The sequence below is a fragment of the Bacteroides sp. 4_1_36 genome (assembly GCF_003466325.1).
Classification (GTDB): Bacteria; Bacteroidota; Bacteroidia; order Bacteroidales; family Bacteroidaceae; genus Bacteroides; species Bacteroides uniformis.
In genome coordinates, this window is record NZ_QSOX01000002.1 from 143,272 (window position 1) to 167,437 (window position 24,166).

Sequence of the window (24,166 nt, forward strand, 5' to 3'; positions counted from 1 at the left end):
AAGATTGGCTGTCTGGGATAGATAGCCTTTTTTTATGCCTTCACTTTTCCTTTTCCGTAGAGGTGGCGTGTAGTGCAGAGCGCCAAAGTTCCATAGACCAATACTTGTATCCACATCGTCAGCATCTGCGGCCATACGTCGGCCAGCGTTCCACCCATTGAATTCAGTTTTACAAAAGCAAGTACGGCAGGACCTGCCGGAAACAGATAGTGGGCTGTCTGCCAATACCACGGCATCAGCTCCAGCGGATAGGACACGCCCGAAAGGAAGATATAGCCCACAGAGAAGAAGGCTATCATCAGCAACGGCGCTTCGGAGTCTGTAAACCAGCGGGAGACGGCCAGGGCAAGGAAACTCGTGCCCAGCAGGAAGGGTATCATCATTGTGACGATGTCTCCTCCGCTGCCGATGTGTGGGATGCTGAACAGGTGCGGCAACAGTCCCAGCAGGAATAGGGAAAACACCACGTAGAGCATGAAGTATACGAAGGTCCTGCCTCCGACAATCCGTAATGTATCCTTCAATGAGTCGGCACGCATCAGCCGTATTCCTTTTCTTCGGGCTTCCGCTTCCTCGCCCGTCAGCATGGCAATCACCATCAGCATCGTCTGGAAGATGATGACAATTAGGACGGCGGGAATCAGATAGGAACCGTAGCCCTCTGTATAGTTGTAGAGCGCCGTGCCGGACACGCTGACGGGAGCGGACGAAGCCACTGCCAGCAGTCCTTGCGGAGGTAGGAATACGGTGCCCTCCATGCGGTGGGCATCGTTCACGGCAAGCATGACGCGCGCACTGGATTCTTGCAGTCCTTTGAAGTTGAGGAAAGCGTCCGTGGCGGCATAGAGTACGAAGACCGAAGTCTCGCCCCGTGCCACACGTGCCTCGAAGTCGGCAGGCAGGTAAAGGATGCCTGCCACGTCGCCCTGCTTCATCCATTGGCGGGCTTCGAGGATGTTGGGTGTCTGGCCGTAGACGGCGGTCTGGGGAGTGGCGTCGAGCAGTCGGATGTATTCGCGGCTGAGGGCGGAGTGGGAGAGGTCTACCACTGCGACGGGAGCCTTGCGCACCAGGTTGGGGGCGTACATGTAGTTGTAGAGCAGTCCGTAGAGGAAGATACCGCCTGCCAGCACGAGCAGGATGGCGGGATTGGTGGCGATGGCATGCCACTCGTGGCGGATGACGGAAGCTGTTGACAATGCGGTAGGTGGGCAAGGTGATGGGGAGGCGGAGATTGCTTCTTCCCTTATCTCTTTTTTTATCCACCATTTCAGCAATGGCAGTATCAGCAGTGCTGCCAATAGGAAGATGAAGAGTGTAGCTACCGACTGCCAGAAGTAGGCAAACCCTGCATCGAAGTAAATCATGGCTTGTGCCGCCTCCGTGAAGTGCCGCACGGGGAAGAGGTAGGAGGCCGCATGCACGGGCGCATACATGGCTGTAACGGGAAACGTGACTCCGGACAGCGTAGCCCCCAACGACCCCACCATGGATACTACACTGATGATATAGGCAATCTTGGGAAAGATAGAATAGATAAAGACCGCCAATGCCTGGGTAGCGATGATGAAGAGCACGGTCACTGCATTCATCAGCCACAGACTGCCAGCGAAGGGGATATGTAGCGGGCCGAACAGTACATAGTTTGCCAGGATACCGATGGACGAGAAGATGAGGGTATAGGGCAGCAGTTTCCCTGCTACGGCAGTGAGGATATTGCCTCGTGCCATCTCCAGCCATTCGCCGGCGCTGCCGAATTTCAGTTCGCTGCCTATGGAGTAGACGGTGGTGAGCAGGATGAGTATCTGGAACAGTACGAAAAAGAAAGGCTGGCTCAGGTAGATGGAGTAGTCCATGTCCGGATTGTAGAGGGGATGGGTACTGGCTTCTACGGGGAGCAGAAAGGTCTGTATCTGTTCTCCGCTGACTCCCAGAGCTTCGGCCTGCATCACGATGGGCGAGAGCGCCACGGGGGCAAGCGTATTCTCGAACGCCGCCATCAGCTCGCTGCCTACCGAAAGAAGGGCATAGTGGTAATAATAGGTGAGCGTTGCGCCAGTTCCCGTCACCGCCTTCTGTTCGAAGCGGGGCGGGATGACGAGGTAGCCGTATATGTCCTTTTGTTGCAATGCCCGGCGGGCGTCGGCTTCGTCGGTGAAGTGCTCCGTCACACGGAAGGTGGGGGCGGCAGAGATGCGTCGGGAGATATTGCGCGAAGTGGCAGTGTTGTCCAGGTCGACGATACCCACGGGAATGTTCTCCATCTGTCCGTTTCCAAAGATGGTGGCCATGAAGAACAGACAGAGCAAGGGTAGCACGACGCAGACGCCGAGGTATAGACGGCGGGAGGTCATGCGGTGCCATTCGCGACGGATAACCATGCGGAGCGCTTTCATTGCGTAGCCAAATTCTTTATCTTTCATTTTTTATTCTTCATTTTTAAGAGTACGGACATCCCCGGTCTCAATCCCTCTACCTGCTGTGTGGGACGTGCGTGTATCTCGAACGTCTGCATGTCATAGCTGCCCGTCTGTTTGGTGGATTTCCAGGTGGCGAAGCTGCCCAGCGGACTGATGTAATAGATGCGGAATTCAATGTCCTTGCCGTCGATGGCGGGGACATCGGCACGGAAAGTGCCTCCCATCTTGAACTGCGGCATCAGGTCCTCGCGTATGTTCAGTACCACGTGTGCATCGTCCATCACGACAAGGCTCATGATGGGAGTGCCGGGGGCCACCAGCTCTCCGCGTTTGGGGAAGATGGTAGCTATCTGGCCGTCTTCGGGAGCAGTCAGGCGGGAGTCGACGAGGAGGGAGGAGACTTCATCGACGGTGCTTCGCGCCGCTTCCACCAGGCTGCGGGCCGAGGCGCGGTCCTCGCTCTGCGCTCCGTCTACGGCCATTTGGTATTGCTCGTAGGCGGCACGTTCGGCGGCTTGGGCGGCTTTGTACATGGCTTCCACCTCGTCACGCCGCTGGGAGGTGACGACACTGTCCTTATAAAGCGTTACAATGCGCTGGTAAGTGGTCTTGGCGAGGGCAAGGTCGCTCTGCGTCTTGTTCCAGAGTTGCCGGGCGGTGGCCACAATCTGGCGGCGGGTACCGGCGTCTATCTTCTTGTTCTGCTCCTGGGCCACCTGCTCCAGGGCATTCACCTGGCGGTATTTGGCTTCGATGGTGGGGCTGTTGATGACGACAAGCGTATCGCCTGCCTTCACCCAGTCGCCCTCTTGTACGAGGAAGGAGTCCACACGTCCGGGCAGCTTTCCGCTGATACGTATTTCCGTTGCTTCCACTTGTCCTTGCAGGACCAGGGGCTGCCGGCTCATGAGTAATATGCCGGCAAGCGAAATGATGACCGTTGCGGCCAGGATAATGACGAATGCAATGCTGATGCTTTTATTATTGATTTTCATAAAGGGTCGGTTTTAATAAGTTGTCTCGAAATATTTCTCGAACCGTTCCGGCGTTCCGCAGATAGCCAGCAGGTTCATCAGTGCCACATCATATTCGTAGTAGGCTGCCAGACGCGCCACGCGGACGGTTGCCAGCATCGTTTCCGCATCTACGACCTCGGTACTGGTTGCCATGCCTTCGGCAAAGGATTTCTTGCGGATTCGCACCAGCTCTTCGCTCAGCTCGATGGTGGTATTCAAGGCGCGTACGTTGTCTTGTGCCTTTTGCAGTTGGGTGTAGAGCTTGTCGATGCCTACGCTCAGGTCTTCTTTGGCTTTTTCTTGTCCCAGGGCAAGGGTCTGCTGGGCTATCTTCGACTGGCGGATGCGCTTCTCACGCGCCAGTCCGTCGAACAGGTTCCAGGTGAAGCCCACACCTACGATGGTGCGGGGGACAAGATTGCTTTGTATACCGTGGGCATAGAGGGTCTGCTTGCCGAATACGGCGATGTCCGGCAGGTAGCCGCTCTGGTCGATGCGGAGCTGCTGGCGGGCAATCTGTGACTGTAGTTGCAGTTGGTTCACGGTGTAGTTCTCCACCCGCATGGCTTGCAGGAACTCCTCTTTGGCGGGCAGTTGGTCGTTGATGAAAAGCTCCGAGGTAGGATGGATGCTGCATGTGTCTTGCAGGTTGAGCAGGGTGCGCAGGGCACTTTGCACGACGGAGGCCTCCTTCCGGGCAGCCTCCAGTGAACGGGCAGCTTCATCCATATTCACTTGGGCAAAGAGCCGGCCTGCCTTGTCTATCATGCCGGCAGCTTCCAGTTTAAGGGCATTCTGGTAATGGCGTTGCAGGCTGTTGTAAGTCTCCTGCCGCACGCGTACTACCTCTTGCGCAAGTTTCAGCCCGAAGTAGCTTTCTGCCAGCAGGGTGCGTTGCGTGGCATCGGTCTGTCCCCGGTTTTCGCGGGCAATGTCTATCATGGTGTTGCCTATCTTCGAGGCCCGGATGCGCTTGCCGCCGGAGAATACGACCCATTCGGCGGTCAGGCCGACGGAAGTCAGGTTGCGTGGAGCCAGTGGAAAGGCAAGGGTATGGGAGCCTATCTGGTCGAGTATGCTGCTGATGAATTGGTCGTCCGGCACGATGTTGTGCACAAAGTCCTTTGCCGGGTCGGTGAACTGGGAAAGGGGCTGTTTTACCTCTATCTTTTCGGAAAGATGCACGAACGTACCGGCACCTTGCAGGGAGGGGTACCAGAGGGCATTCAGTTTGTCACGTTCCGCACGGGCGGCTTCAATTCCCTTGTCGGCTATTTTCAGGCTGCGGTTGCCGTTTTGCATCTGCCTTAGGGCATCACCGAAGCTAAGGGGAAGGGAGGTTTGTGCGGCCACTCCACCGATGGCAAGCAGTACGCAGGCAGCAGCCGGAAAGAATCTCCGGCATAATAGATTATTCATAAGTTCGTTCGGTTTAGGGGTTCTTGTTTCTCTAAACAAGAGGAGGTGGGAATTGTTCAGTAGTCATCTTTTTGAATAGAACGTTACAAATATAACGAATAGTTTCCGAAGATATGGCTTATGAATGGGAGAGATATTCGGATTTGCACTATCTTTGCATTCGCTAAAATGGAATTTATGGAGAAACTTCATCCGATTATGTTTGCCGGGACGGGTAGTGATGTGGGAAAGAGCATCATTGCTGCCGCCTTCTGCCGTATCTTCAAGCAGGACGGCTATCAGCCCGCACCGTTCAAGGCACAGAATATGGCGCTCAATTCATTTGCCACTCCCGAAGGGCTGGAGATAGGCCGTGCCCAGGCTGTGCAAGCAGAAGCCGCCGGAGTGCCTTGCCACACGGACATGAATCCGCTGCTGCTGAAACCACAGTCGGACCATACCTCGCAGGTTGTTCTTAACGGGCGTCCTATCGGCAACCGCAATGCTTATGATTATTTCCGCAAGGAAGGACGCGACGAACTGCGCTGGGAGGTTTGTGCTGCCTACGACCGCCTTGCCGCCCGCTATAATCCCGTTGTGCTGGAAGGCGCGGGAAGCATCTCCGAAATCAATCTGCGGGATACCGACCTTGTCAATCTGCCGATGGCCCTGCATGCCGGAGCCGATGTAATTCTTGTGGGCGACATTGACCGTGGCGGTGTGTTTGCCAGCGTCTACGGTTCGCTGATGTTGCTTCGTCCCCATGAGCGGGAGCGAATTAAAGGAATTCTTATCAACAAGTTCCGGGGGGATATACGTCTCTTCGAGTCGGGCATTACGATGCTGGAGGAGCTTTGCGGCATTCCCGTTGTCGGGGTGGTGCCTTACTACCGTGATATCTACATTGAAGAAGAAGACTCCGTGGCGCTTGCCGCAAAGTCTGTCCGTGCCGAGAAGGGAAAGGTGAACATCGCCGTCATTCTGCTGCGCCACCTCAGTAACTTCACCGATTTTAATGTCCTGGAACGTGACCCGCGCGTACATCTCTTCTATACCAACAATGTGGATGAGCTGGCAAAGGCCGACGTCATCCTGCTGCCCGGCTCCAAGAGCACGCTTGATGACCTTTACGAATTGCGCCGTAACGGTGTGGCGGCTGCCATCATCCGTGCCCACCGTGAAGGTGCCACCGTGATGGGTATCTGCGGCGGCTATCAGATGATGGGGCAGGAGGTGCTCGACCCTGAGCATGTGGAGGGGGACATTGAACGCCTGCCCGGACTGGGGCTGTTGCCCATCAGTACCCGCATGTCGGGAGAGAAGGTGACCCGCCAGGTGAAGTTCGGTCTGTGCAATCCCCATTCTCCATCTTCCACTCTCCATTCTCCATTAATGCAGGGCTATGAAATCCATATGGGAGTGACCACCCCTGTGGAAGGTACTCCCGATTCTCCTTTGAATCTTCTGGAGAACGGCTCTACCGACGGTTACTACGTGGACTCCACCTGCATGGGGACCTATATTCATGGCATTCTCGACAATCCGGAATTCATAGATTTCCTGCTTGTGCCTTTTGCAGACAAACTGTCCGGGAATGCCGGCGCTTTCGATTACCATACATTCAAAGAAGAACAATACGATAGGCTTGCCGAGCACGTGCGCCGCCACGTCAACCTGCCGCTTATCTACCAAATATTGACAAAGAACCATGATTGAAGGACACGGAGACGATTCCTATAAATACAGCCGTCCCATTACGGCAAACTTCAGCTCGAACGTTTACAGCAGGGTAGACCTCTCTGCCTTGAAGGCGCATCTGTGTACCCGGATTGACGGCATCGGCAACTATCCCGAACCGGAGCCTTACACGCTTGAGGCCTGTCTTGCCCGCCACCACCGTCTTCCTGCCGAGGCAGTGTGCGTGACGAATGGAGCTACCGAAGCCATCTATCTTACCGCACAGACTTTCCGCGGGACAAACACCGCCATTGTGCAGCCCACTTTCAGTGAATATGCCGATGCCTGCCGCATGCACGGTCATCGGGTCACTTCCCTCTATCGGCTTCCTGCGGAGAGCGAGGGGTATCGCTTGCCGGAAGAGGTGCGCATGCTGTGGCTGTGCAATCCCAATAACCCTACCGGAACGGTTGTGGAGAAGGAATATCTGGCAACACTTATCAGTCATAATCCGCAGGTATGTTTCGTCATCGACCAGTCCTACGAGTTTTTCACCTTGCGTCCGCTTTTCTCTGCTGCCGAGGCTGCGGAGTTTCCCAACGTCTTGCTGCTGCACTCCATGACCAAGCGTTATGCCGTTCCCGGTCTGCGACTGGGATATGTCATCGGCGCCCCCCACCTGCTGCACCGTCTGCGTACCAACCGTATGCCCTGGTCGGTCAACCAGCTTGCCATTGAGGCAGGGCTCCATCTGCTGGAACATGATGTTCCCAATCCGCTGGATGTGGCGTCTTACTTGCAAGAGGCTGCCCGCCTGCGCAGTGCGCTCGAGGCATTGGGAGGACTGGAGGTATGGGCCACCGAAACCCATTTCATGCTGGTGTGCCTCCGTATGGGTAGGGCTTCCGCTTTGAAAGACTATCTGGCAGGGGAGCATGGTATCTTGATTCGGGACGCCTCCAACTTCGACGGACTGAATGAGCGCTTCTTCCGTATAGCCGCCCAGAGCCGGGAGGAGAATGACAGGCTTGTAAAAGTAATAGGACAATGGCTTGAGGAGGAATAACCGATGGAAGAAGATGTGCTTATACTTTTGGGTGTCGCCTTCAACTTGAACCTGCCGCTTCTCACTGCCTGGCTGCTCGACCATTGGCTGGGCGACCCGGCGTGGCTACCCCATCCGGTGGTCGCTTTCGGCAAAGCCATCTCTTTCTGTGAGCACCGGTTGAACCGGGGCGATTCGCGTTTCCTGAAAGGTGCGTTTGTGGCGGTGTCTCTTGTCTTGGGGGTATATGTCATTACGCTTTTGTTGCTCCGCTTGGCGGCACTCTTTTCTCCGGGCATGCTTCTGACGGTGCAAATATTGCTGATATTCTATTGCTTGGCGGGCACTACGCTGGTTCGCGAGGTGCGTATGGTGTTCAAGGCGGTGGACCGTTCCTTGGAGGAAGGGAGGATGCAAGTGGCACGTATCGTAGGGCGTGATACGTCTGCACTCTCGGCGCAGGAGGTGAGAACCGCGGCATTGGAGACTTTGGCAGAGAATTTGAGTGACGGGGTAGTTGCCCCCTTGTTCTGGTATCTGCTGTTGGGAGTTCCGGGCATGCTTGCCTATAAGATGGTGAACACGCTGGATTCCATGGTCGGCTACAAGAACGAGCGCTATCGTCGGTTCGGCTGTTTCGCCGCCCGTCTGGATGATGTTGCCAATTATATTCCTGCTCGTCTGACAGCCTTTCTGATGGTGCTGGTTTCCGGTCGTCTTTCCTTGTTTGCTTTTGTGGGCAGATATGGCAGCCAGCATGCCAGTCCCAATTCCGGTTATCCGGAAGCCGCCCTTGCCGGTATTCTGAATTGCCGTTTCGGGGGTCCGCACAACTATTTCGGCGAGGAGGTATGGAAACCTTATATCGGTTCTAATGAACGGCCTCTGAAGACAGAAGATATGCGTGTGGCTGTCCGCATCAACCGGCGTGTGGAGTGGTGGATGGTGGTTGCCGTAATAGTGACATCGACCTTGGCTTCCTTTTGTTTTTAAAATGTTGTTATTTTAACTGATTCTTTGTCCGTTCCAAAAAGATATAATATCTTTGCAAGACCGCGTTGCATTAAAAATGTAACTTTTAAAGCAGACAAAGTCTTATAAATGAGGATAAAGCAACTATATATATTCCTTTTCTTTATTTGGTTCGGGAGCACAATAATTGCATCGACAACAGATAAAGCGGATTCTTGGACTAAAGAAAAGGAAAGTATAGTCCATGAGGTCATCTCCACTTTTCACAATAGCCTCGGTTTCGACTATCTGACCCGGGAGGAGTGTGACTCGCTGAATGCCGACGGCCTTTTGTCCCAATTGGATGAATCCCAGCGCTATTACACCTATTTCGAACTGGAAAGAATACTTATAAAATCCTCCCTTTTCCGTGGAGAAATCCGTATGGCTATTGCCCAGAGCGACCAGATGTACTCCAAAGCCCGCGCGCTTGCCTACCCCTTCGGCAATGCCCTTGCGCTGAATGCCATGGGAGAGGTGTACAGCTATACCGGCAGGCTCCGGGAAGCCGGTGCCGCTTACGAAGAGTCTTTGAGACTGCTGGATGGGATGGACGGGGAGGATGTGCATATCCGTATGCTACTGGTGGAACTGATAGATTATAACCTGCGCATACGGAATGTAAACGGTGCCTTGCGTTATCTTGCACGTCTGAACCTCTATCCGGAAGACCGGCTTTCTCCGCTGGAGCTGGCCATGCGTCACACCTCCAATGCTTCCTGCCAATTATTCAAGGGTGACTTGAAAGCTGCCAGCCATTGTCTGGCACAGATAGGCCAGCTTGAAACGCAGCTGATTCCGGAGATACGGCAATACCTTCTGATTATAGATGCCCGTTATCTGGTGGCCACCGGAGAGCATGAGGCAGCCTTGACCGCCTACAATGATTTCCTTCAAACCGAATATGCCCGGATAAACCATAACATCTACAAGGAAGCTCTGCTCGAAAAAGCGGATTTACTGGTGAAGATGGGAAACAAGGAAGAAGCCTACGGACAGTACGGCAAGGTCTTTTCGTATATCAAGACTTCGTTCGAGAAGAACTATCCCAAGGAGATAGACCGGCTCTGTACCCGTTTCCAGGCCGACCAACTGGCCTACCAGAACGAACGCGACCGCATTGTATCCATGCGTTTCTATCTGGCAGGCATCATTGTGTCCGTACTGTTTCTGATATTCCTCCTGGTGCTGGGCTGGAAGAAGATATTCCGTTTGAAGCATTCCCAAATGCGGCAGGAGGCGATGAAGGAGAAAGCGGTGCAAGCCATACAACGGAAGAATATGTTTCTTTCGAACATGAGCCATGAGGTACGTACGCCGCTGAATGCCATTGTCGGATTCTCGGCGGTACTGACGGATGAGGACGAGTCGTTCGATGACGAATCGCGCCGGGAGTTCTCCGAAATTATCAAGGTGAATTCCTTTCAGTTGCTGAAACTTATCAATGACATTCTGGATTTCTCGGATTTCGAGAATGACAATATAACCTTCAACATCCGCACGCATGATGCCGTGAAGTTGTGTAATGAGGTCGTGGAGACCGTGATGGCCTCGCGCAAGCTGGAGGTTGAAATGCGTTTTGACACGGATTTGTCCGTCCTGATGCTGGATACGGACGATGCGCGCCTCCGCCAAGTCTTGATAAACCTGCTGGTGAATGCCGCCAAGTTTACGGAACAAGGCTCCATCGTGCTGGAACTGAAGATGGCTGATGCCGGTACGGCACTTTTCTCCGTGACGGATACCGGATGTGGCATTCCACCGGAAAAGCAGCACTTGATTTTTGAACGCTTTGAAAAGCTGAATGATTTTGTGCAGGGAAGCGGACTGGGTCTTTCCATCTGCCAACTGATTGTGAAATATATGAACGGCAAGCTGTGGGTGGACAGTGGGTACACCCGTGGCGCGCGTTTCTGTTTTACGCATCCTTTGAAGTATAATCCCGCATTACACGGAGGAACGGCGCAATGAAACGAATACTGATTCTCATCCATGTTTTGTTTTGCGGATATATTTGTCCGCTGCTGGCAGAAGACACGGGGGCTGTCCGGTATCAGGACAGCATCCTGAAGGTTGCCGATACCCTGCCGGCCACCCTTGTCCGGCTGACGTATCTCCGTGACATGGCCTACAAGCACCAGTATGCTCCCTATAACATGACTTTTTCCACCCGTTTGTACGAGGAGGCGCGGCGGCAGAAGAACGCTTTCTATGAGAATATGGGCGCTTACTATCTGGCGGCATGTTATGACAAGAAACACGACCCGGACAGTCTGTCGTATTGGGTGGATGTGCTGAAGGATTTTGTCTCCCAGGTAGGCACTTACGATTATTATCTGGAGCAGAAGGCTGCCATCAGCCGCGCCCTGGCTTCCAAGAGACAGATAGAGAAAGCGGTGTATGTGGCTAAGGAGACGTTGGAGGAATCAAAACTCCGCCATAGCAATAACGGGATGATAGCGGCGTATAACAGTCTGGGATGTGCCTACGGAGTGTCCAGCCGCCCGAATGAGGCACTGGACTCTTTCTTGGAGGCTTACCGGAATTTCTCTCCCCAGACAAAGGCCAGCCTGAAGGTGGATATACTGTCGCGTATTGCCCAGGTATACGGCAATGGCGGTAAAGACAGCCTGAAGCTGCCCTATTTGCATGAAATGGACACGACGTTGCAGACGGTTATTTCCAAAGAACCCGAGACACGGAAGAACTGGAGCAATTTCGAGATTGACTGCGAAGTGAAGTATATCCTGCACTACATGAACCAGAAGAACTTTACAGTGGCGCACGAGCATATCGAGAAAGTAAAGAAACTGCTTGAACCGCATGTAGATCCCGTCTTCTGGCTGAATGTCCAGTTGATACAGCTTCAATACTATGCCAAGACCGATGAGTATGACAAAAGCATCGCATTGATAGACGAGGTGACCCCTACGGTACTGAACAACTACGTCTCCACCTTTGCCACTTTGATAAACTACAAGGCGAGTACGCAATATGACAAGGGGGACATTGACGGGGCCATCGAGACCCGGCGCTACCTCATACGCAAGCAGGATTCGCTGAACAATGCCTTCTCGGCCAACCAGTTGAAGCAGGTGAAGGAGATTTACCACATTGACGAGCTGTTGTTGGAGAAGCAGAAGATTCAGGACATGAATTACCGTATAGGATTTATACTCCTGGGCGTCTGTCTGCTGCTGATGCTGCTTTTCTATCTGTATACGCGCTATGTCTCCGGAAAGATTGCTGTCGTAGAGAAGAAGACGGCTGAAGCCGCTTTGCAGGCAGAGACGGACAACATCGCGAAGGAACGTCTGAAATCGGAAATCAGCCATGATATACGTACCCCGCTGAGTGTGGTGGTGGGCTTTGCCGAATTGCTGACCGGGAAAGAGGAGCTGGATAAGGAGACTAAGAGGGAGTACGGACAGATGATTCAGACCAATGCGGAGAGCCTGCTGAATTATGTCAACAGCATTCTGGAGTTGTCCCGCTTGGAGTCCGGCAAGATTCAGTATGAGGACGAGGAGTGTGACATTATTCAGTTGTGCAGTGAGGTGCTGGATAAAGTGAACGGCCGTGAGGAGAGCACTGTGTCTGTCAGCCTGCAGACCGACCTCAAGGAACAGTTTGCGAGGACAGACCGGAGGTGGTTCGATACATTGCTTGTCAGCATGCTGACTCCGTCAGAGAATGACACTGCCCGTTATGAGGCGATTATCCGCATCAGACGGGACCGCACTAGGTCGGTCCTCTATATCGATGTGGTCAACGCCCCGTTTGCAAAGGTGCATTTTGAGAATAAAACGAGCTTGATTCGCCATGAAATCAATGCCCATTTTATTCATTATTTTGGAGGTATCTACAAGGTACAAACCGAAGCGGAGGAAGGCCCTACTATTTCGTTCACTATTCCTTGTCGAGATTGATGCGGACGATGCCGCCGTAGGGCGTCAATGCGTCGAAGGCTTCTTCGGCTTTGAGGATTCCGGCATAGAGTTGTGCGCAGATTAATACGCCTCCGTGTGCGAAGATGGCAACGCGTGTATAGGGCTTCTTCTTTAATTCGTCCAGAAACTGGCCGACACGCCGGTATTGCATAGTAAAAGATTCTCCACCGGTAGCTGCCACGTTCATGTAGTCGGCATACCATTCCTGCAAGCGTGGGTCTTCATTCTGCTCGAACGGCTTCATCTCCCAGTCGCCAAAATTGATTTCCATAATCCGTTTGTCCCGTTCTGCATCGGGATAGCCGCAATAGGTGGCGAGGCGCACGCAGCGGGTTAGGGGACTGGTGTAGACGTGGTCGAACGGAAGGTATGCCTTCAGGTTTTCTGCTGTCACGGCGGCTTCCGCTTCAAACGTTGGTTTCAGGGGAACATCGGTCTGTCCGTAGCATACGCCCGGAGGAACATCTACCGAAGTGTGTCGAATGAGTATTACTTCCATCTTTAATTTTTGGTTTTAATTTATAATTAGGATAAGGCTTCCCAAGTAGAAGGACAGTTCGCATAGCAGGAAAGTGGCCCCGCAGCAGTCCCCCGTATATCCTTGCAGGCGTCGCTTCATCAATCGGTAGAGCAGGAAGAAGGTGAGCAGTGGGAAGAGGGTGGCAATCCACAGTTTTATAGGCAGCAGCAGTACGAAAGGAAGCAGGCCGCAAAGAAATCCGGCCAGTAACTCGTGCCGACTCATGCGGTTGTAGACGGTTTTGCTTTTGCTGTCTTCCTCTTTCCGGGCATAGGGCAGGTAGTTGACAATCTGGGAGGCACAGAACTTGGACCAGCAGTCACCGCTGAGCACAAGGATGCAGAGAAGTCCCAGTGGCAGGTGATGAAGTTGGAGCAACAGCAGGAAATAGCATATCAATCCGATGACACCGTAGCTTCCGATGTGGGAATCCTTCATGATGGCAAGAGTCCGTTCTCGGGTGGTGCCGCCACCAAAGCCGTCGAAAAAGTCCGCCAGTCCGTCTTCGTGCAGGCAACCGGTGACAAGCAGGCGTGCGATGAGGGCAAGAATCCATGCCAATGACACCGGCATAATCTGTCCGGCAAGCCACAGCACTGCCGCCATCACGCCTCCCGTCAGCCAGCCTATAAGCGGCCAATAGGGAACCACATGCTTGAAACATTCTGCCGGTACTTCCTTGATTTTCCAGAAGGGCAGTCGGGTGAGCATTATGAATGCAGCCAAGACATTGTTCATGTTAAAAGTATTTGGTGATGGAGGCATGTACAAAGTTATCCATTTCATTGAGCATCCGCACGGCCGAGTCGACAATGGGATATGCACAGATGGCCCCTGTTCCTTCTCCCAAACGCAGCCCCAGATTCAGCAGCGGACGGGCATGCAGGGCGTCGAGCACCAGTTTGTGGCCCGACTCGTCTCCGCAGTGTCCGAAGATGGCGTAATCCGTCACTTCCGGGTAGAGCCTGGCGGCGGCAAGCAGGCAGTTGGTCATGATGAATCCGTCAACAAGGATAATCATCTTCAGCTCGGCAGCTTGCAGCATGGCGCCTATGGCCATTACCATTTCCAGTCCACCAAAGTAGCGGATGATGTCCCGGGGAGAGCCGTCGCCTTTGTAATTCTCCATAGACTGTTTCAGCACTTCGTATTTGTGGCGGATGCCCGCGCTGTCGAGTCCGCTGCCTGCGCCGACACATTGTTCCAGAGGAATACTGGTAAAGCAGGTCATCCACAGGGAGGATGAAGAGGTGTTTCCGATACCCATTTCACCGAAGCTGAGGACATTGCTGCCTTCTTCATGGCATTGGCGCACCACCTCGGCACCCCGTTCCAGGCACATCTCCATTTCCTCTTCCGTCATGGCTGCCTCGTGCAGATAATTTCTGGTACTTTTGCGCACTTTCATATTGATGATGCCTTTCTCGTAGGGGAGGTCGTAGTCTACTCCTGCATCTACTATTTTCAGGGTAAAGCCGTGCTGCCGGCAGAGGAAATTGACACCTGCCCCTCCATGAAGGAAGTTGCTGATTTGCTGCCAGGTGATTTCCTTTGGAGACAGACTGACACCTTCTTCTACAATGCCGTGGTCGGCGGCGAAGATAATGTTTTGCGGATGTTTCAAGGCGGGGGATAATGTCTGTTGTATGAGTCCGATTTGGAGTGCCAGTTCTTCTAAAATGCCCAATGAACCTTTGGGTTTGGTCAGGTTGTTGATTTTGTCAATCAATGCGGGACGGATTGACTCGTCCGGACGGGTGATATGAAATGTTTTCATCAGTCTGTTGAATTTTAATTGTTTGTTGTTTTATGAATGAGTGTTTTTTACGGTAAGTGGGATGCCGGATACCATCAGTATCACTTCGTCGGCACGGGCGGCTACATATTGGTTCATCCAGCCTTGCATGTCCGTGAACTTTCGTTGCAGTTCGTTCTCGGAAGCTCCTCCCATACCTATTTCATTGGTTACAAAGATGAAGGTTGCGTCTTGTGCCGTGAAGCGGTCGAACTCTGCCTTTACTGCGGCAAGTGCCCGGTCGGTATCTGAATGCAGGTCGAAGAAAAAGTTGGTACACCATAAGGTGATGCAGTCTATCAGGACGATCCGTCCCTCCAGCCGGTGGCGGCTGAGTTCTTTCTGCTCTTCGATGTTTGTCCATTCCGGTCCCCGGCGTTCCTGATGCCGGATTACCCTCTGGCGGAATTCTTCGTCCCAAATGCGTGCTGTGGCAAGATAAACGGGAGTGGGAGAGAGCTCGAGTGCCAACTTTTCCGCATAGGTGCTTTTGCCGGAACGTGCTCCTCCGGTGATGAGTATGATTCGTTTCATTGGTATTTAGTCTGTATTTTGAAAGAATATCTTTGTTTTCCCGAGCAAAAATAGGAAATATTTGACGAAACGTTTGTTTTTTTAGGAAGGAATTTATTAACTTTGCCACCGTTTTTAAGGCATGACCTTGGAAATGTTTATGCGGCAGTAGCTCAGTTGGTAGAGCATCAGCTTCCCAAGCTGAGGGTCACGAGTTCGAGTCTCGCTTGCCGCTCTTTATAAAAGGCTGAATACTTAGTTATTCAGTCTTTTTCTTTTTTAAGAACATTCATTCTCAGGTATTAATAATTCTTCTAAACTATTTTTTAAGCTGCACTTATATTGTTTTTCCCCTTTTTCTGTTTTTCTTATTGTTTGTTCGCATATGTAATATAGCCGAAACATATATTACATCGTGAATAGTAAATTTGCAAAAATGCAACACTTTAAAAGTTAATAAATATAAAAGAAGAAATAATATATTCTTTATATGTTGCTTTTATTAAAAATTATCCATTTATTTGTCTGACAAATAATACTAATAGGACTAATAATAACACGATTTAATATATGGAAAACTTAAAAATTGATGGGCAGTCGATTACTTTGGTAGACCAAGTGGAAGACAAGTTATTGAATTATTTCAGAAGTCAGGACTTGAAAGTGGGTGATTCTATCCCTAACGAAATTGAGTTGTCGTCAGCGTTGGGGGTAGCTCGTAGTGTTCTTCGGGAAGCTCTTAGCCGTCTGAAAATGATGGGAATGATTGAAAGCCGTACACGTCGTGGAATGATATTAACTGAGCCTTTCATCTTAGGGGGAATGAAGAGAGTGGTTGATCCCCGTATTATGAGCCAGGAATCACTTCTCGATCTTTTGGGATTCAGGGTTGCCTTGGAGATAGGAATCAGTAGTGACATATTTCATAATATTAAAGAGCAGGATATTATGGAACTGGAAGAGATTGTTAATGCAGGCGTTGCATTGGGGAACAACGAATATGCCAATCTCAGCGAATATACTTTCCATTCAAAACTATACGAAATAACGGGGAATAAGACGATTGTACAGTTCCAAAGCATCATTCATCCGGTTATGAACTTTGTAAAAACCAATTTGAGGGAACGGGTGGAAGCTATAAATATAGAACTGGAGAAAAAGGGAAAGATTGTAACTCACACCGATTTATTGAACTTTATCAAGAATAAGGATGAAATGGGCTACAGAAATGCTATCGAGCAACACTTTTATGTCTATAAGAAGCTGATTTATGATAGGGCAGTGTTAGGAGAACAGAATAAGGGTCAATCACAATAAAAATATGACAAATGACACGGATTGTAAATAATTGTGTTGCATTGGTATGCCTTTGTTTGTTTTGGGGGCAAAGCCTAAGAGCTGCAGATGCTTCTCATTCTGAGCAGATAAAGTGGGGCAACGAGAGTGTTTTTAATGAGGAACACAACACTTTGGGACTCTTTTCCGGAGTACTTGGCGGACAAATTGTCTTGGCAGGCGGCACTTCCGATGATTATAGCCGATGGGGAAGAAATGCGGTATGCCTTTCTGAAAATGCCGGATTCGCTTTGTATGAAGATGTGTTGTCCAAGCCGTTGGCTTATGGCGCTTCCATAACACTCTCTGACGGTATCTTGTGTATTGGAGGGCGTGATTCTTCCCAATGCTACGAAGATGTATTTCTTGTCACAATGCAGCAGGGCAAACTGAATGTTTCGGAAGATTGGCCGCCACTTCCTTTTCCGTTGTCTAACGTGGCAGGAGCACTACTGGACAATAAGGTATATTTGTTTGGAGGCAGGAAGTCGGTAAGTCCGTCTAGGTTATCGGATTCTTTTTTTGTGCTGGACTTGTCGAACAAGTCCAGAGGATGGAAAGAACTACCGGGCTATCCGGGATGCGTCCGGGAAGATGCAATTCTCGTGGTACAGAACAACGGCGTTTCCCCTTGTCTGTATTTATTGGGAGGACAGACGGAAACGGAAGAAGGGTTGTCTTCTTGCTTGACTGATGGATATGTCTATAACCCCCAATTGGGTAAATGGAGTTCATTAGGTTCGGATTTTCCGAAAGGAATATGTGCTGCTGTCGCCAGCGGAGCCAACCATATACTTCTTTTTCAGAAAGAGCCGGAAGATACACAGCATCTTAAAAAAGAGAATGCTTTATGGAAATACCATACAATTACGCAGACTCTTGTCAAGTCTGAATGTATTCCAGGTACCTATGACACCATGCAAGTCTTGCAAAGAAACCGTTCCTTCGTTATACTCGGTAGCAATGCCAGTTCCGGACCGAATAGACTGTACAGCCTTCAAGGGGATATTGTTCCTTTGGAAAAGGGGTTGGGACTTGTCAATATCCTTGTGATTATCGGTTATTTTGCCGTATTGGCCGGAATTGGAATTTACTTTTCACGGCGCCAGAAAAGTACGAATGACTATTTCAAGGGTGGAGGACGCATTCCGTGGTGGGCTGCCGGGCTGAGTCTTTTCGGAACCGCGTTGAGTGCCATCACCTTCATGGCTATACCCTCCAAGGCGTATGCCACTAACTGGAGTTATGTGTTGTTCAATACCGGTATTGTGTTTGTTGCCCCCGTCATTGTTTATGTCTTTATTCCTTTTTTCCGGAGATTGAATATAACGACTGCCTATGAATATCTGGAGATACGTTTCAATGTCTTTATCCGGGTTATTTGCAGTCTGGCCTTTATTATTTTCCAGGTAGGGCGTATGGGTGTCGTGCTTTTTTTGCCCTCCATTGCTTTGAATGTGGTGACTGGGTTGGATATATTCCTATGTATCGGTATTATGGGAGTTTGTAGTATTCTATATACAATGATAGGGGGAATAGAGGCGGTTGTATGGACAGATGCCATTCAAGTAATTATACTGTTGGGAGGAGCGATATTTGCAGTGATATACATCTCGTGTTCTCTTCCCGGTGGATGGGGTGAAACGATTGATATTGCCGTGGCAAACGGTAAGTTCGATTTGGGAGCAACGGACTTTGACTTGAAGGATGCTACGATGTGGACTGTCATTATTGCCGCATGTTTTACCCATCTTACCACCTATGGGACGGACCAAAGTATGGTGCAGCGCTATCTCACTACCTCTTCGATGAAAGAGGCACGGAAGAGTGTATGGACCAATGCGATACTGACTGTTCCCGCCACACTGATTTTCTTCTTTATAGGCACTGCGCTTTATGCCTATTACAAGGTGTATCCTGAGAATCTGAGTATCAGTATTCCTAACGGCGATGCTATTTTTCCGTGGTATATTTTTACCCAATTACCGGTCGGTATTGTAGGGTTGTTGTATGGGGCATAGAACGAAGCGGTTTTTTCAATGGTCGGGAAAAATGGGCGAAAGATTTTGAAAACCAAAGGGTTTAGGCATGATCGGGAAAATGGGCTGAATATTTCGAAGCGGTCTTTCTCTTTACATGGGCTTACATCTGCTTTACGTTTGAGGGGCTTTTCTTCGGATATTCGGGGGATTGCTTACATCGGGTTTGCAGATGGGGCTAAAACGGCCTGGAAGGGTTTTATTTTCGGCTGTGTGGCCGTTTTTATGGCTGGGTTGATGGATTTTGTTATATGATGGTGTGAACGGCTGTGTGGCCGTTTTTTTTGTGCCTATTTTTAAATATAGTGCCTTAAAATTCTTCCAAATAAGCATTATTTGGTATATTTGCAGCATAATAGAAATGAATATGGCAAAAGTGATTCATGTGCATTTGCTGCATAAAATAGACGGGACGAAGCAGAAAGATTGGTATTTCAGCAGTATATCGGCTGTTTATACGGTTCTGACGGCAGATCAGGTGGGGGCAACCAAGAATTACCTGCTTCATGCCGGGCTGTCTGGTAACGGCACAATATGCACGAAAAAGGCTATAATTAAGCAATCTACGCTCATTTCGGGCGGTAGTAAGGGTAATATTGGAACGATATAGTAACGCCGTTAGAAAGGCTTGTAGGCGTTATTTCTTTGAATGCTGATTGGGGAGCTTATGGCTCCCCTTTTTTATGCCCTTACGCGTGGTAATTTGGGATTTAGGGTTACTATTACGGTTACTGTTTAGGGTTACTACTTCGATGAGTTTAGGGTTACTTTTAGGGTTACTTTTTCGCTTTTTGGATGGTTCGCCCAAAATAGGAAAGAATGTAGCAAATGTAAATAAGTGCCGTTTTTCGCTGTTTTCAGAGAGGAAAAACGACACTCGTTTGTGTGATATACCTTATTATAATAAAATAAATCCTTTGATTTACAGTGTATTTACGAGTTTACTTCAGGTAAAATCCTTCAAAGGTGTGTGCGTGCGTCCTTTTTTAGCCTTTTGTAGGGGCATGCGTGTACCACTTAGAAGAACTTGCTGATACTTCCGATTACTTCAAAGACATTGATGATGCGTGATTTGTCGAATTCCTGTTCATCGTAGTCATTGGTGTTGATGGGAATGAAGCGCAGCTTGTCCGGATTTGGCGACCTGCGGAGGATTTTAATGGTGCGGATGGTATCCAACACCACTGCATAGATTTCGCCATACTGGATGTCGTTGAGTGTGCATTGGTGCAGGGCAATGATGTCGCCATGGTTTATTTTGGGTTCCATGGAGTGCCCGGTGACATTGCACCAGAGGCTGGCTTTCTCGAATCCCCTTATTACAATGTTGGTGGCAGGTATGTTTACCTGTGAATTAAACACTTCATCAAAGCCGCCGATGAAATCTACATCGTAATACGGTGTGCCGATGCCTGGGTTCATGGACGTGGTTGGCATAGATGAAGTGGTTGTATCATTCGATATTTGAATATCGGTAGAACCATCTTTTATCATACTTCCTTTGCTGGTAAGAAGCCATTCGATATTTACATCTGGAGCATAAGCGAGAAATCTTGCTATATTATCTTCGCTGATTCCATTATTTTGTTGTAGAATTCCCCTTGTGACCCCCGATTCTTTATAGAATTCATAGGGAGTTACACCTTTATTTTCTAAGTAAAGCAAGATATTTTGCTTTATAGGCGATTTTTCTTGTTGTTTTTCTTTCATAATCGAGAAATCTTGTCTATATTTGCAGCGTGTTTAAGATGTAAACAGCGCGCCAAATATACAAAAAAGGCGTGTGATTAGCGAATTTTAAGGATTAAAGAAAATGAAAGCAAAAGTAATTATAGCTCAAGCAACAGCTGAGACCGCCGAAGCTCTTTACGGACTGGTCAAGAAGATGGTAGATACAACAGCAATCAAGGCTTATCCCAGTGTAGATTATCAGGCAGTTTTCTTTTCAGCTGATAGATACGACTTAGACTTTGTAAAAAGAGTATTGGCGGATAAGTGCTTTTCTTTCAAAATTGAAGATGCAGAATAATACAATAAAATAAGTGAGTTTATGACACAGCAAGAATTTATGGAACGGACGGGGATAACCCCTACAGCAGAGGATTTTGATTACATCCATGCGGTTTATCTGAACACTTCGATGAACAAGGATGAGTTCTGCAAAGATTTCAAGAAACATGGGGACAGCCGGATTATCCGCGATGTCCATGTACGGGTGCTGAACTATGAGATGAAGTGTGAACGGCAAAAGGAAGTTATCGGCAACCTGACCGACTTCCTGATTGGCAAGGCGCATGCGTATGACGATACCGATTTCCGCAAAGAAGCGGTAGGGCTGGTCGGTGAGATGGAAGTGGTGAAACGGACCATTGAATTGGGGCTTCCGCTTTGGGATGAAGACAGGATGGTTGTCCTTTCGATGATAGAAGGACAAGGCAAATAGATTGCCGGATAACTGGCAGCCCGGAAAGACGGGCAGGGGCGGCAGGCACGGCCGGAGAGTTGGTAAATCGAAAATGAGAAAGCGTAGAAAGCCGTCGGGGTTCGATTCCCCGCGCCCCACGATATTAACCTCTAAAATTTAGATTTATGGCAAAGAATTTCAATCAAGGGAGAGCTGAACGCCAGTTCAAGCAGAAGCTTCGCACGATGATAAGCAGTGCGGCCCATACACAGAACATTGCCGACCAGGCTATGGATTTGGCCGGACAGTTCATGACAAAGGATGCGATCAGTAACTCGGATGCCTACCGGGTGTTGGAGAATGTGAGCTGTGTGTGCGAGGAAGCCATGCAAGTGCTGATTGAGGAACTGAAAAAGGGAACACGCCTTTACGAGATACTTCCGGATGATTCGGATGACATCAAGCGGAAAGCGATTGAGGAATTATAAATGAGCAATATATCAAGAGATAAACGATATGAGAAAGCAGATTTTGACAGATAACGAAACAAAGACCTTCCTGATGAAGACATTCGGATGCAGCCGTCAGGCTGTGTGGCAGGCACTGAATTTTGTCCGTGACAGCGACCAGGCGCGCCGGATACGCACTCTTGCCCTGAAGCGAGGCGGTAAACTGACTGACGGGAACTTCATTCCGAACTGCGAAACCACCTTCGAGGAGTGCGAGAAGACCATGACCTGCACTTTCGGTCCCCGTGTAAAACTCGTGGTCCACAGAAAGACCAATGATGTGGATGTGTACGTGGACGGAAAACGGACTGAAACCTACCAATGTGAATTTGTATCGGATTTCATGCAGCTGCAGCACGAGACCCAACAGATGGCAGCCGCCTTATAAACAGAAATGAAATGGAGTATTATGGAAAGATATTGTGCATATCCTACAATGACCTGACCTACGATGACCGACCGGTGATGGTGAACGGGAAGGCTGACTACAGCAGAAGCCGCACGCTGAAAGGTGTTCATCCTTCCACTCTTTCCGAAGAAGAACTTGCTCCCATCCTGTCGGTACCCAATTACAAGAAATTAGCGGCCAAGAAAGAAATCAACGTAGTGCGACCCGGCAAGGGGCTTGGAAGTTATGCACTGGTAGAAATAGCCACCATGCCCCTACGGTTTCAGGAAAGGATAAAACTAAAATACGGAGATATGAAAGAAGACGTAATAAGAAACTGGCTCGGCAGCCATTACCACATCGATGCGAAAGCCCGGGATTTTTACACCCGGTTCCGTTTTGACAACGGAGATACACTGCCACCGGAACACATCCAGGAATATACGGTAAACGCTTCGGTAATTGAGGCCGTGATGCGTGCCATGGAGGATGCCACCTTTATGCGTAAAGCGATGAAGGCAGGACCGGTGAACTGGGGAGAACTGGCTGGAGCCATCAGTTACTATCAAGCAGAGTTCGGCCATACCTTACCCGTGAGTTCCAACCGCTTCAAGAAGCGTGTGAATGACTTCAAGGCCAACGGCTATGAAAGCCTTATCAGCCGCAAGTTCATGAACCAGAACCGCCGGAAGGTGACCTACGACATTGAACGCCTGCTGCTGAGCATCGATGCCCAACCGGAACAGCCCTTCAATACCACCGTGTGGGAACAGTACAATCTATTTGTACAAGGAGAACTGGAGCTATATGACCCCGAAACCGGCGAGGTGTTGAATCCGGCAGACTTTACCGACAAGGATGGAAATCCGCTGGTATTGAGCCCGGCCACGGTAGCCAACTACCTGAACAACCCAAGGAACAAGGCTCTTCGCGGTAAGCTGCACATGAGCCAGTGGGACTTTAACAATGCCTACCGTCCTTATCATCTGCGCAGCATCGGTGAATATTCCTTGAGTAAGGTTTCGCTTGACGACCGCGACCTGCCGCGCCCGATGAAGGACGGCAACCGCGTGAAAGCCTATTATGCCTACGATGTGGTGAGCGGTGCTGTAGTGGGATATGCCTACAACCGGTACAAGACAGGCGAGCTGTTTTTGGACTGCATGCGAAACATGTTCCAGACTCTGGACCGGAACGGCATGTATATCCCCGCCGAGTTGGAAGTGGAACACCACCTGGTAAGCGACTTTGCCGACGGATTGATGCAAGCCGGTACCGTCTTCCCCCTGATCCGCTGGTGTAACCCCGGGAACTCGCGTGAAAAACGTGCCGAGCACAAGAACCGCGAAAAGAAATACGGTGTGGAGAAACGCACGCAGGTAGGCATTGGCCGCTGGTGGGCCAAGCTGGAAGCCAACCGCCCGAAGGAAGAGAAAGTGTATGACGAAAAGAACAACACCTACAAGGTGAAGACCTATAGCTATGAAGAACTGGTAGCCGATGATATACGCGCCATTCAGACCTTCAACGCACAGCCTCACCCAAACCAGAAGCGCTATCCGGGCATGAGCCGTTGGGATGTGCTTTGCGCTCATCAGAACCCGAACCTTGCCCCTTGGGATAAGGCCGTTCTTTACCGGTTCATCGGGCAGCACACCGAAACAACCATCCGGCAGAATACCTACTGTACGGTGATGTACAACCAATACGGACTGCCCAGCCCGGAAATCATCGAAAAACTGGAGCCGAGAAACTACAAGGTAGATGCCTATTATCTGCCCGATGCTGACGGAACCATCAGCGAGGTATATATCTACCAGAACGGACGATATATCGCCACCTGCAAGGCCGTAGCCCGTTACAATGAGAATACAGCCGAGCAGACCGAAGCCGACAGGGCAGCCTATACCGAACAGGCCAAGTATGTAGCCAAATTCGACAAGATGATGAAGGACGGAAAGATCAAGCGTATGGGCATCCTTGCCAAAGAGGAAGCGAAGCTGATAACAGAGGTACAAGCGGAAGCCGTTCCCCTTCCTGCACAAGCCGAAGAAGACGATTACTTAGCCTATATGGACATCAGTGCCTTCGAGCATGATGCGGTAGCCAAGATATAATTAACGACGTTAGAACGAATTTAAAACAG

Annotated in this window: 21 protein-coding genes and 1 tRNA gene; 14 read left to right on the top strand and 8 right to left on the bottom strand. The window is 50.2% G+C overall.

The features are described from left to right. Positions 1-32: 32 nt before the first annotated feature. The 3 genes from DXD65_RS03415 to DXD65_RS03425 are packed head-to-tail and all read right to left on the bottom strand — an operon-like array spanning position 33 to position 4,855. Complete coding sequence (locus DXD65_RS03415) at positions 33-2,423, bottom strand: ABC transporter permease (protein ID WP_117887342.1); 2,391 nt, start codon at positions 2,421-2,423, stop codon at positions 33-35. Further along, positions 2,420-3,415, bottom strand: a complete 996-nt coding sequence (locus tag DXD65_RS03420; protein ID WP_009038534.1) for an HlyD family secretion protein — start codon at positions 3,413-3,415, stop codon at positions 2,420-2,422. The genes DXD65_RS03415 and DXD65_RS03420 overlap by 4 nt, the downstream gene beginning before the upstream one ends. Positions 3,416-3,427: 12 nt before the next feature. Continuing rightward, entirely contained in the window at positions 3,428-4,855 is a 1,428-nt protein-coding gene (locus DXD65_RS03425; RefSeq protein ID WP_016273658.1) for a TolC family protein, read from the bottom strand. A gap of 177 nt (positions 4,856-5,032) precedes the next feature. On the opposite strand from DXD65_RS03425, the gene DXD65_RS03430 reads away from it, so the two are divergent. The 5 genes from DXD65_RS03430 to DXD65_RS03450 all read left to right on the top strand — a co-directional run bounded on the left by DXD65_RS03430 (position 5,033) and on the right by DXD65_RS03450 (position 12,496). Further along, entirely contained in the window at positions 5,033-6,550 is a 1,518-nt protein-coding gene (locus tag DXD65_RS03430) for a cobyric acid synthase (protein ID WP_005836942.1), read from the top strand. Beyond that, on the top strand, positions 6,543-7,577 hold the full coding sequence (locus DXD65_RS03435; RefSeq protein WP_117887343.1) for a threonine-phosphate decarboxylase: 1,035 nt from the start codon (positions 6,543-6,545) through the stop codon (positions 7,575-7,577). The genes DXD65_RS03430 and DXD65_RS03435 overlap by 8 nt, the downstream gene beginning before the upstream one ends. 3 nt (positions 7,578-7,580) lie before the next feature. Continuing rightward, complete coding sequence (cbiB, locus tag DXD65_RS03440) at positions 7,581-8,549, top strand: adenosylcobinamide-phosphate synthase CbiB (protein ID WP_005829281.1); 969 nt, start codon at positions 7,581-7,583, stop codon at positions 8,547-8,549. 108 nt (positions 8,550-8,657) lie between these two features. After that, a complete protein-coding gene (locus DXD65_RS03445; protein ID WP_117887344.1) occupies positions 8,658-10,538 on the top strand; it encodes a sensor histidine kinase in 1,881 nt (626 codons plus the stop codon). Further along, positions 10,535-12,496: a sensor histidine kinase gene (locus tag DXD65_RS03450; RefSeq protein WP_117887345.1), complete on the top strand. Its 1,962-nt coding sequence runs from the start codon at positions 10,535-10,537 to the stop codon at positions 12,494-12,496. Before DXD65_RS03445 ends, DXD65_RS03450 begins: the two co-directional genes overlap by 4 nt. Here DXD65_RS03450 and cobC read toward each other — a convergent pair. Genes cobC through cobU form a run of 4 tightly spaced genes read right to left on the bottom strand, consistent with a single transcriptional unit; the run spans position 12,477 to position 15,366 of the window. Beyond that, complete coding sequence (gene cobC, locus DXD65_RS03455) at positions 12,477-13,016, bottom strand: alpha-ribazole phosphatase (RefSeq protein ID WP_057255888.1); 540 nt, start codon at positions 13,014-13,016, stop codon at positions 12,477-12,479. The genes DXD65_RS03450 and cobC overlap by 20 nt on opposite strands. Positions 13,017-13,031: 15 nt before the next feature. Next, positions 13,032-13,775, bottom strand: coding sequence for an adenosylcobinamide-GDP ribazoletransferase (cobS, locus tag DXD65_RS03460; RefSeq protein ID WP_009038526.1), 744 nt, complete (start codon positions 13,773-13,775; stop codon positions 13,032-13,034). Between the two features lies 1 nt (position 13,776). Continuing rightward, the gene (gene cobT / locus DXD65_RS03465) at positions 13,777-14,814 is read right to left on the bottom strand and encodes a nicotinate-nucleotide--dimethylbenzimidazole phosphoribosyltransferase (RefSeq protein ID WP_009038525.1); all 1,038 of its coding nucleotides are present in this window, start codon (positions 14,812-14,814) and stop codon (positions 13,777-13,779) included. A 30-nt stretch (positions 14,815-14,844) separates the two neighbouring features. Next, complete coding sequence (gene cobU / locus DXD65_RS03470) at positions 14,845-15,366, bottom strand: bifunctional adenosylcobinamide kinase/adenosylcobinamide-phosphate guanylyltransferase (RefSeq protein ID WP_044467842.1); 522 nt, start codon at positions 15,364-15,366, stop codon at positions 14,845-14,847. Positions 15,367-15,507: 141 nt separating this feature from the next. Between cobU and DXD65_RS03475 the strand changes: the two genes are divergently transcribed. From DXD65_RS03475 to DXD65_RS03490, 4 genes are all read left to right on the top strand, one after another. After that, positions 15,508-15,580, top strand: a tRNA-Gly gene (locus tag DXD65_RS03475). A 335-nt stretch (positions 15,581-15,915) separates the two neighbouring features. Continuing rightward, positions 15,916-16,662, top strand: coding sequence for a FadR/GntR family transcriptional regulator (locus DXD65_RS03480; RefSeq protein WP_005829254.1), 747 nt, complete (start codon positions 15,916-15,918; stop codon positions 16,660-16,662). Between the two features lie 11 nt (positions 16,663-16,673). After that, positions 16,674-18,701 (top strand): sodium:solute symporter family transporter, encoded by a 2,028-nt coding sequence (locus DXD65_RS03485; RefSeq protein ID WP_233556113.1) that lies wholly within the window; start codon positions 16,674-16,676, stop codon positions 18,699-18,701. 385 nt (positions 18,702-19,086) lie between these two features. Next, complete coding sequence (locus tag DXD65_RS03490; RefSeq protein ID WP_007763215.1) at positions 19,087-19,329, top strand: hypothetical protein; 243 nt, start codon at positions 19,087-19,089, stop codon at positions 19,327-19,329. 407 nt (positions 19,330-19,736) lie between these two features. Here DXD65_RS03490 and DXD65_RS03500 read toward each other — a convergent pair whose 3' ends face one another. Further along, on the bottom strand, positions 19,737-20,429 hold the full coding sequence (locus DXD65_RS03500) for a helix-turn-helix transcriptional regulator (protein ID WP_117700140.1): 693 nt from the start codon (positions 20,427-20,429) through the stop codon (positions 19,737-19,739). Positions 20,430-20,532: 103 nt separating this feature from the next. Between DXD65_RS03500 and DXD65_RS03505 the strand changes: the two genes are divergently transcribed. The 5 genes from DXD65_RS03505 to DXD65_RS03525 all read left to right on the top strand — a co-directional run bounded on the left by DXD65_RS03505 (position 20,533) and on the right by DXD65_RS03525 (position 24,137). Beyond that, positions 20,533-20,748, top strand: a complete 216-nt coding sequence (locus DXD65_RS03505) for a hypothetical protein (protein ID WP_007751500.1) — start codon at positions 20,533-20,535, stop codon at positions 20,746-20,748. Positions 20,749-20,769: 21 nt separating this feature from the next. Continuing rightward, positions 20,770-21,162, top strand: a complete 393-nt coding sequence (locus DXD65_RS03510; protein WP_117700139.1) for a hypothetical protein — start codon at positions 20,770-20,772, stop codon at positions 21,160-21,162. 146 nt (positions 21,163-21,308) lie between these two features. After that, a complete protein-coding gene (locus DXD65_RS03515) occupies positions 21,309-21,611 on the top strand; it encodes a hypothetical protein (protein ID WP_117700138.1) in 303 nt (100 codons plus the stop codon). Positions 21,612-21,639: 28 nt separating this feature from the next. Further along, positions 21,640-22,020, top strand: coding sequence for a hypothetical protein (locus DXD65_RS03520; RefSeq protein WP_007763199.1), 381 nt, complete (start codon positions 21,640-21,642; stop codon positions 22,018-22,020). 11 nt (positions 22,021-22,031) lie between these two features. Beyond that, positions 22,032-24,137, top strand: coding sequence for a hypothetical protein (locus tag DXD65_RS03525; protein WP_117887346.1), 2,106 nt, complete (start codon positions 22,032-22,034; stop codon positions 24,135-24,137). Positions 24,138-24,166: the final 29 nt, after the last annotated feature.

Coding starts and splice junctions, on each gene's coding strand:
- DXD65_RS03480 (WP_005829254.1), top strand. CDS start 15,916: ATGGAAAACTTAAAAATTGATGGGCAGTCGATTACTTTGGTAGACCAA.
- DXD65_RS03485 (WP_233556113.1), top strand. CDS start 16,674: ATGACACGGATTGTAAATAATTGTGTTGCATTGGTATGCCTTTGTTTG.
- DXD65_RS03505 (WP_007751500.1), top strand. CDS start 20,533: ATGAAAGCAAAAGTAATTATAGCTCAAGCAACAGCTGAGACCGCCGAA.
- DXD65_RS03525 (WP_117887346.1), top strand. CDS start 22,032: ATGGAGTATTATGGAAAGATATTGTGCATATCCTACAATGACCTGACC.
- cobC (WP_057255888.1), bottom strand. CDS start 13,016: ATGGAAGTAATACTCATTCGACACACTTCGGTAGATGTTCCTCCGGGC.
- DXD65_RS03425 (WP_016273658.1), bottom strand. CDS start 4,855: ATGAATAATCTATTATGCCGGAGATTCTTTCCGGCTGCTGCCTGCGTA.
- DXD65_RS03490 (WP_007763215.1), top strand. CDS start 19,087: ATGGCAAAAGTGATTCATGTGCATTTGCTGCATAAAATAGACGGGACG.
- DXD65_RS03415 (WP_117887342.1), bottom strand. CDS start 2,423: ATGAAAGATAAAGAATTTGGCTACGCAATGAAAGCGCTCCGCATGGTT.
- DXD65_RS03420 (WP_009038534.1), bottom strand. CDS start 3,415: ATGAAAATCAATAATAAAAGCATCAGCATTGCATTCGTCATTATCCTG.
- DXD65_RS03520 (WP_007763199.1), top strand. CDS start 21,640: ATGAGAAAGCAGATTTTGACAGATAACGAAACAAAGACCTTCCTGATG.
- DXD65_RS03450 (WP_117887345.1), top strand. CDS start 10,535: ATGAAACGAATACTGATTCTCATCCATGTTTTGTTTTGCGGATATATT.
- DXD65_RS03445 (WP_117887344.1), top strand. CDS start 8,658: ATGAGGATAAAGCAACTATATATATTCCTTTTCTTTATTTGGTTCGGG.
- DXD65_RS03435 (WP_117887343.1), top strand. CDS start 6,543: ATGATTGAAGGACACGGAGACGATTCCTATAAATACAGCCGTCCCATT.
- cobT (WP_009038525.1), bottom strand. CDS start 14,814: ATGAAAACATTTCATATCACCCGTCCGGACGAGTCAATCCGTCCCGCA.
- DXD65_RS03510 (WP_117700139.1), top strand. CDS start 20,770: ATGACACAGCAAGAATTTATGGAACGGACGGGGATAACCCCTACAGCA.
- cobS (WP_009038526.1), bottom strand. CDS start 13,775: ATGAACAATGTCTTGGCTGCATTCATAATGCTCACCCGACTGCCCTTC.
- DXD65_RS03500 (WP_117700140.1), bottom strand. CDS start 20,429: ATGAAAGAAAAACAACAAGAAAAATCGCCTATAAAGCAAAATATCTTG.
- DXD65_RS03515 (WP_117700138.1), top strand. CDS start 21,309: ATGGCAAAGAATTTCAATCAAGGGAGAGCTGAACGCCAGTTCAAGCAG.
- cbiB (WP_005829281.1), top strand. CDS start 7,581: ATGGAAGAAGATGTGCTTATACTTTTGGGTGTCGCCTTCAACTTGAAC.
- cobU (WP_044467842.1), bottom strand. CDS start 15,366: ATGAAACGAATCATACTCATCACCGGAGGAGCACGTTCCGGCAAAAGC.
- DXD65_RS03430 (WP_005836942.1), top strand. CDS start 5,033: ATGGAGAAACTTCATCCGATTATGTTTGCCGGGACGGGTAGTGATGTG.